Here is a 7,986-nt window from a genome sequence, read left to right as displayed (position 1 = left end):
TTCTAAAAGATGATGGTCAACGGCCTGTTCCAAACCTTGCGCGATGGTTTCGTACCCTCCAGCCTGACATAATTTGCCGAGTTTTTCCAAAATCTCATTGGACAATCGGATCGTTTCCATAGGATCAATACCACCTTATCTGACGTTTGAAATCCTTTGTGTTAAGCTATAGTCTCGCTTTTTCATTAATAAAATGTAGCCAATGCAAACAGATTCTTCAAGAGAATTCACCTGGATTATTTCGAAAGATACTTCACGAGTTCCACCATTCCCAGGGTGTCGTGCTTGCAATAAGCCAGCAACTCGCGTGTCAAACGTTCCCGCTCGGCGGCATCGGCCTCAGGGTTGATAATCTGCAAATAGGCCGTGCCCGCCGCGCTTCCGTCCTGTACATCACCGAGTGACCCATAGCCGAGATGCGGTGCTATCGCAGGCGATACGTTCTTGATTGACCACGAGCCGAGCATGTCGGGATGATAGTAAGTCTTTCGCACGATGGAAAGGAGATCCACGAGTCGTTCCTTCAATTTGTGCAAGTTCTCGGCAAGATCGGGATAGCGGGCTATCAGGGCATTTAAGACGGTCTTTTCATAGCTTCCATAAGCGAAGATCGGTCCTTCTTTCCCTATGGCCTCTATCAGTGCTTCCGCACAGGTCCGCATCGGAGGGTTGCCGCTGGTGTCAAGGTGTTCTTCGTGCTGAAGATCTCCGCTGGCAAGCTCAATGTGGCAGGACCATTGAAATGGCAATGGCTTGTAAGGGCCTGTACCTTCCCAGATGGGAACCGCGAAGTGGATGGTCTCAAAGTCGAGGTAGTAGCGCGGATAACCATATTGGCCGACCTCAGCAGCCTCTGGTCTCAGTTCCGGCTCGCCCGCTATCGTGACACGTCGTACCCATTTCTGTTTCTCGTTGCTCAAGCGGTCTTCAGGTATGTCGCGGATGTCTTCAATGCCTTCAGCAGTCAGGGCGTCTATGACTTGACGAGTTCCACGGGGACGCGGCATGTATCGCAGCGGATACTCGGTCTCTTCGCCACGGCAATAATCGATAAAGGGACAGGAATAGGGATCCGTGCATTGGTCCCCCATTTCGATTTCGGGTTCGTCGCTGTTGAGCATTTCTCTGTAGCGCTCTACCCATTGCGGGACTGCGCGGCTCAGTTCTCGAACTTCTTGCGTGATGTCTTCATAGTGGAACAGGCCCCGGTAATCGCCGTTGCCGGGATACACGAATTGCCTATCGATGTGACAAAGATAGATCGCTTTGACCGGTATGCCCGCGGATTCCAGAACCCAGGTTTGCACTGCACTGTCTGCGTAATGATGATCTTTGACCGAGGTGCTGGATTTTACTTCGATGATTTCAAAGCCACCGCTGCACGGCTTGAGGATATCTACACGGACCAGAACATCATGCGCTTTGAAGGTGGCTTCGAAGATCGGCTTACCGGGCTGTTCTGACAGCAGACGCTGGGTCTCCTCTACAGCAGCCTTCGCTCCGTGATCGTAGGAGACGAGGACCCCGTCCGGATATTGGGCGTGAGCCACCTCATTGACGTTATCGCCCGCAGCAAAGCGCTGCTCAACGTCGGAGCCGTATTCGATGAGATGGGACCGATACATCTCCAGCCACAGACGCTTTTCACACTGGCGACCCGCCATGATTTTCGATTTGGAGAGATAATGTTTTGTCATGGTTCACCTGCTTTGTTCAGGTGGTTTATTACTCGGTTCATAATACATCTTAGGATTTCGGGGACCTTATCGGGATAGCCGACATTGATCGTTTCTATATATAGATGACGGGAGGTTCCCGTAAATGTCCAATCGCGGCTGATCCCCTTCGAGTCCATTTCACTATGCCAGGGATAGAGCAAGATCAAGCTTGAAGCTTCGTATGCTTGGCCGTAGGCGAGCATCTGGTAGATGTCGGACTCTTCGACACCCAAGGTTCGCTTATTGTCGGGAGTGAGGGATTTCCATTTGGTGTCGAGAATGATAGGACCATCAGGGACATCATTAATCACAGCGTCGGGTTTTAGGTTGAAGATCGACGAGCCATCCGTGTTGGTTAGTACGTGATGCCGACGGTCTTGAAGGTAGACTGGTTGATGGAGGGTGCGTTTCAAGCTCTGTCCGATAAATTTCTCAAAAAGGTCGTTCATTGGGAATAACAGAGAGAAACCCGGGGAGCCGCCGCTTGTCGTACTCTGCCAGTCCCCTTGCAGGAACAGACAGGCGAGGGAGTAGAGGTCGTGGAAGGCGGTATTGGTGCGGTCAAGGCGTACCCGTTCGCAGAGTGGATCAGGTGAGTTGCCCACGAACTCCAGGTAGGCGGCAAGTTGGGCAAGGAGCCGAGCATTGGCGACAGAGCGAGTGATGCCAGCGAGACGGGATACTGCCGCCTTGAGGACGCGGTTGAGAGGAGTGTCTTCGAACAGTTCGTCGAAGCGACAGGCCAATAGGTCTGGCCGAAAGGCCAGATACGTTATCTGGCGTGTAACGTTGAGCTTCCCACGCAATAGCTTCAAATCTTCTTCATGGCTGATGTAACGGCGAGGCAGACCGCGCCGGACAGCAGCGAGTAACTGGTCGGCGAATAGACGGACAAGCATTTCAAGGAGATCGTGTTGCTGAACGGCCAAAGTCGCGAGTTTGCCATCGACCACACGGAGATTGTATGCCACGGCGAGCATGCGGACAAGTGCCTCACGCACGTTACTATTCTCTCCGTCAATCTTGGGTAGAATTTCGAGGGTCTTTCTCGGAATGACGAGAATACCCACGACCTGTCCAGCTTTCAAGCCGTGGCGAGTGCGGGTGAGAACAGCGTCTTCGGGTAACTTCAGTCGCCGAGCGGAGTGCCTGGCAAGATCGTAGAGACGATCAGCCTCGGACTCAGTCAAATTGCACGACTCAGGTAGGTTCTCCCATTCTTGGCAGGTGAGGAATGGCGAAGGCGTGATCATGATGCTTCGCTTTCTTCAGTACGGGGGCCGGAGATAAGTTTATCATATGCACCATCCGCGAATCTCTCCTGCATTGTCCATCGGTAACTGTCTTCGCCCATATCATCCAGACCCGGTGGTGGCTTAAGTTTTTCGCTATGCACAAAATCGTCGGTACCACCGAGTACAGCGCGAACTTTTTCCCAATCGTCGTAGAAGTATTCGGCAATGAGTGGAATAATCTTGCGCTGCATGATGCGGTCAACTTCCTCCTTTGTATGTGCCTTCATCAACCAGGCGTGGCCAATCAAGTGGTCGCGATCGATGAGAAATTCCAGCCTATTGTTCAGTGCGCGGAGCACATCGGGCAGGTTGATGCCTTCCACTGTGTTCAGTGTGTCGGGATCAGGTACCATTTCCTCAAAATCAAAGCGGCGGCGTAGCGCGGTATCGAGTAGCGCAATAGATCGGTCAGCGGTGTTCATCGTACCGAGGATGTGGAGATTCGCCGGAAGAGTGAAAGGCTCGTCTGAGTAAGGTAGCGTCACGGTCACTTCGTTCTCTGCGCCTTCCCGCTTGTCCTCTTCCAAGAGCGTGACAAGTTCGCCCATCACCTTTGAGACATTGGCCCGGTTGATTTCGTCGATGACGAGGACATAGGGTTCAGTTTTATTGCGGGCATGTTCTGCGATGCGTCTGAGCACACCTCTGGTCGGGCTGAGACTGAAGCTAGCACCGCTCCGACTCGTATCCGGGCGCAGACCCTCAATGAACTCTTCATAGCCATAGGACTGATGGAAAGTGACGAACTCGATTCGGTGCTCTTTGACAAGTTCACTATAACGTTCGCGGATTTTTTTGTCTGACCAATCATCTGGCACCATTCCGTCACAAATCTCAACGCAGCGCCGGGTAGTGGCGTAAGTCTTCCCAGTCCCCGGTGGGCCATAGAAAATTGTGTTGAGAGTCGAAACTTCTTGAGGTACTACATACGGAAGCTCCCAAGTCAATATCATTCGTCGGATCACTTCATCTGGATCACTTGCACTTGGTTCGCCGAGTACGTTGACATCGGCAAGTCGGTTCAGAATCCTTTGATGAACCTCTACTAAGTGGCCTGTTGTTTCGATATCCATGCGTTTTGCGAGAACTTTTAACTGTGATTTAGAAACGCGACGTGTGAAGTTTTCGGGAAAGAGAGTCGCTAAGGCACGATATATGCGAGTTCTGGGGGTATTCTTACGGATATCTAGCGAGTATTCGCGCATGTAGCCCGACAATTCGTTTGCGAACTCGCATAGAGGCTTGGTGCGGCCTTGGCTATCGATCGATCGAATCCTCCGGTACTCTTTATAGAACCAATCGAGAAAAACGTCGTCTCTCATTATCTCCTCGACATTAACGTGAGGAGCCATTCCAGGAGGATCACAAATTGGATTGTCTTTGTCGTTTTCCCAGAGAAGCTCTTGGTAATCCTTAAATTCTTTGGTGGTTGCTCCATCAAATTTTTGGACGAAGTCTTTTGTTGTTTGTATATCTATATTTAATGACTGGCACGCACAGCGCAGGCCATCATCCGTGGTCAGATCATATTCCATTTTGAAAATCTCCCGTTGTTGTCGGGTTTGCGTTGCAGGATGGTTTTAACTTCAAATCCTATGTCAAGAGAACATAATACTCACCATGTGGATTGTGTCAAGAAGTTAGATTTGATTGCTGACCTGGAGATTTTGTGAGCATTTTCTTAAACGCCGACCAGAGTCTCGATAAGCCTGTTTCTGGTCGTGGTTCTCGAGGCTACTTGGAAGCATTCCCTCCCCAAAATCGGCTTCCGGCCTGTAGAGTAACACCGTCGTATTGTCCTGGTAGGGATATCTGGCTTCTTCCACGGCCTGGATGAGTGCCGCGGTAACTTCTTCAAGCGGTGCGTCTGGATTGTTCTTCAGAATACGCGCGATCTCCTCGTCCCCAAGTGTCATTAAACCATCACTGGTCAATAACAAGCGGTCGCTTTTCCGAATGCCAACCGATTGTGATGAGACATCTATCAGTCCACCTGGTCAAGCGGTACATATCTTTCACCTGACCTCTCATTCATCGCTCAAAATGTACTCTTTTCGTCTTTCATCTGTGCCCATCTGCGTCCATCTGCGGATTAAATTCAGGTTGTGAACAAATGTGCAATACAGCATATTTAAAGCAAAATGCGATGTTTAGATGTCTACCAATACAAATTCTCGCTTAATTCTGTGATAATTTCATTTTTGGCCTGATATTTGCTTTGTGTCTGAGTGTTGCGCGTGTCCCGCGCACTTACCCCATCAGACAAGAGGCATTTCACATGGCCGAATTTGATACGATTTCCAAACACCTCATTCAGAAATATCCCGACGACTTTGCTGGATTCACCCTCGGACGCGAGGATGTTGAGGTTCTTGCTGTCATTGACACAGAGCAATACACTGTTGAAGCACGCCAAACCGACAGCCTGATTCGCGTGCGTATCGATGGTGAGGAGGTATTGGTCCACAACGAGTTTCAAACGACTGACAGCACCAATCCACCTATGCCGCGTCGCATGGCAGGCTATATTGGACATGCTATTCGGCAACACGGTCTGCCGATCTATTCCAATGTGATCTACTTGCGTCCCAATGCGGGGCAGCACGATACCGGGTACTATGTCCAGGCGCATCTTGACTACGAAATCACGATTCGGTATCGCGTGATCAGGCTGATTGAGATAGAAGGCGAGCGCGTCCTCGAATCGGGGCAATCGGGTCTGATTCCTTTCACACCGTTGATGAAGCCGCCTGAGGGGATGGCTTCGGATGCGTGGTTGCACCAATGTATTCATACGGCTCGAACGCGCCCTGTCGCTCGGTCATATAGGGCGGATTATCTCGCAGGCATGGTGGCATTGAGTGAGTTGGTATATGAGCCTGAAACGATTTCTAATATTATTTTCAAGGAGGGCATCATGGACATCTTGCGCGAATCATCTCTTTTTCAATCCCTTACCCAGGAAAGCAGAGAGGAAGCCAGAGAGGAAGGTTTTGAGCAGGGCAGAGAGGAGGGTGTTGAGCAAGGCATTGAGCAAGGCATTGAGCAAGGCATTGAGCAAGGCGAAAGAAGAAGTACGATTGAAGCTATCCTCGATGTGTTGGAGATTCGATTTGACATGAGCGAAGCGCACCCCCTATCCACTCGCATTGCGGCTATCGAAGATTTGCAACGCCTCAAGCAGTTGCTCCGCGCGGCGATACAGGTGCCCAATCTCGAAGCATTTCAGCGCGTGTTAGATGCGTGAGGTGATTTCCATTTATTTCCGCAAGGGGGCAAGAAAAGATGAACGAGAGGTTTTCTGGTCGAAAGTCTGAAAAAGAGAAGTCGCGGACAGACTTTGATTATTTGGATCGCGTGACAGATGAGGAGATCGACAAAGCAATAAAAGACGATCCCGATACCCTCACGCTTGATGACTGCGATATGACACAGTTACGTGTCGTTTATCCCAAAAAAGCCTCGTAAACACACGACAGTATCGACTTTGGCACCGCCGTATGTAAAGGTGATGCTGGGCATAAGAAGGGCGCAGTTTCTCTACCTTGGAACTGCGCCTTTATTTTTTGCAGACAGGACTTTTATCAAACCTGATGCGTCATTTTTTTCGATATTGTGAAGTGGGTTTGGAAACAAGCCGATTGTTTAATTTTTTTTGAGTTTCAATCGCTCGTGCGAATATCTTACCAAAATTATGATCACATTCCGCCTCTATTTCTGAACGAATGGCGCGGATTTCTTCCACTATGGGATCTTTCCACATCGTATTATACCTCCATTAACTCTTCAGGCGTACACATCACAGGCGTTTTTAAATCTGAAATGGCATTGATCTCTTCATAAGCAGTAGTGCCTGACATCTTTAGGGTCTATGCCATTCGGCTAGGGGTGAAATCGCCAAAGTTCAGACACCGTTTTTCTTCTTTCAAAAGTATTGCAGAAAGAGATCAGCGAGGTCGTTGCCGTCAATCAGGCGCACAAGCCGATTCGGATTATTCTCATTGTGTCTGTATAGTGCTTCTTTGGCTTCCTCGCTACACAGTCCCGTTGTAAGTAAAACTCCGTAGTCGAGGCTGTTGTTATCCCAGCCCTGAAGCAATTGGTTCAACTTATCCTGAAGAAACGGTTCTTCAACGGTTCCTTCGGCAGCGAAAACCTGCACACCGATTCGGATCTCAACCGAATCCGGCAACAGGGGCGAACCTAAGGTGACAACAATATCTGAGCCAGCTTCTGCGGGGCCTTCCTGTACGACAAAGGAATAGCCCATACGCTCGAAGAGGTCAGGACAGAACCTCCTGGATAGATCGGCTCTACTGAACTCCCTGTGAAGTGCATCAGGAAGCCTCTCTCGAAGATCGTTGCGGATCCTCTGCAAACTCGCCTGGTTTGAATCATCTTGGATGTGTCCTGCTTGAGGGAGGGCATCTAAAAATGTGAAAAATGGCCCGGAGTCGGATGGCTCATAGAACCGTCCCTGTAGTCCGAGGCGATATCGCAATTGTGCAGGAACGATCTGGTCGTACATATCAACCGGATTCAATGTCAAAAGTGAACAGGGTCTGAATGACCGGAAATCCCCATTGAGGCTGTTCGCCGCGGTCGAATAGTCGTAATCGCCCGTTACCTGAACGACATAGAACTCCCCTCTATTTGGCTGATGGGGATAGAGGAGATAGTCATTCAGATCGACTCTGGTAAGAAATCCCAAGCATCGCTTGGCTTCTGTTTGTGCTTGATTCAGTGGCTGGCCCTGTTGAATCCTATCCTGAATCAAGCGCAAATCGAGATCATCTCGGTAGGACCAGCCTATCCTCGCCTGTCCGGCTTGCAGTTCCGCAAAAATGCCGGGGATCGGCTGCCCTGATTTATCCACTGTTTTTACCACATAAGCTCGTGGCATTATTGCCTCCCTTCATTTTCCTTTTTTTGAAGAGATAAAAAACAAACGGTTTTTGTAAAATATAATTTTT

The 7,986-nt window shown here is 49.8% G+C and carries 7 protein-coding genes; 2 read left to right on the top strand and 5 right to left on the bottom strand.

Annotated features, from left to right (window positions below):
* Positions 1-236 precede the first annotated feature (236 nt).
* From F4Y39_07565 to F4Y39_07550, 4 genes are all read right to left on the bottom strand, one after another.
* Positions 237-1,697, bottom strand: a complete 1,461-nt coding sequence (locus tag F4Y39_07565) for a DUF2779 domain-containing protein (protein MYC13571.1) — start codon at positions 1,695-1,697, stop codon at positions 237-239.
* Positions 1,694-2,971, bottom strand: a complete 1,278-nt coding sequence (locus F4Y39_07560) for a restriction endonuclease (protein MYC13570.1) — start codon at positions 2,969-2,971, stop codon at positions 1,694-1,696. Before F4Y39_07560 ends, F4Y39_07565 begins: the two co-directional genes overlap by 4 nt.
* Positions 2,968-4,548 carry an AAA domain-containing protein gene (locus F4Y39_07555; GenBank protein MYC13569.1) on the bottom strand — a complete coding sequence of 527 codons (1,581 nt, stop codon included), beginning with the start codon at positions 4,546-4,548 and terminating at the stop codon, positions 2,968-2,970. The genes F4Y39_07560 and F4Y39_07555 overlap by 4 nt, the downstream gene beginning before the upstream one ends.
* A 105-nt stretch (positions 4,549-4,653) precedes the next feature.
* The gene (locus F4Y39_07550) at positions 4,654-4,929 is read right to left on the bottom strand and encodes a hypothetical protein (protein ID MYC13568.1); all 276 of its coding nucleotides are present in this window, start codon (positions 4,927-4,929) and stop codon (positions 4,654-4,656) included.
* Positions 4,930-5,291: 362 nt separating this feature from the next.
* On the opposite strand from F4Y39_07550, the gene F4Y39_07545 reads away from it, so the two are divergent.
* The gene (locus F4Y39_07545) at positions 5,292-6,260 is read left to right on the top strand and encodes a hypothetical protein (protein MYC13567.1); all 969 of its coding nucleotides are present in this window, start codon (positions 5,292-5,294) and stop codon (positions 6,258-6,260) included.
* 38 nt (positions 6,261-6,298) lie between these two features.
* Entirely contained in the window at positions 6,299-6,481 is a 183-nt protein-coding gene (locus F4Y39_07540; GenBank protein MYC13566.1) for a hypothetical protein, read from the top strand.
* A gap of 457 nt (positions 6,482-6,938) precedes the next feature.
* Here the strand turns inward: F4Y39_07540 and F4Y39_07535 are convergent, their stop codons facing one another.
* The gene (locus F4Y39_07535; protein ID MYC13565.1) at positions 6,939-7,916 is read right to left on the bottom strand and encodes a restriction endonuclease; all 978 of its coding nucleotides are present in this window, start codon (positions 7,914-7,916) and stop codon (positions 6,939-6,941) included.
* Positions 7,917-7,986 lie beyond the last annotated feature (70 nt).

This window comes from Gemmatimonadota bacterium (genome assembly GCA_009838845.1).
GTDB lineage: Bacteria > Latescibacterota > UBA2968 > UBA2968 > UBA2968 > VXRD01.
This window is presented reverse-complemented; position numbering and strand designations above follow the sequence as displayed.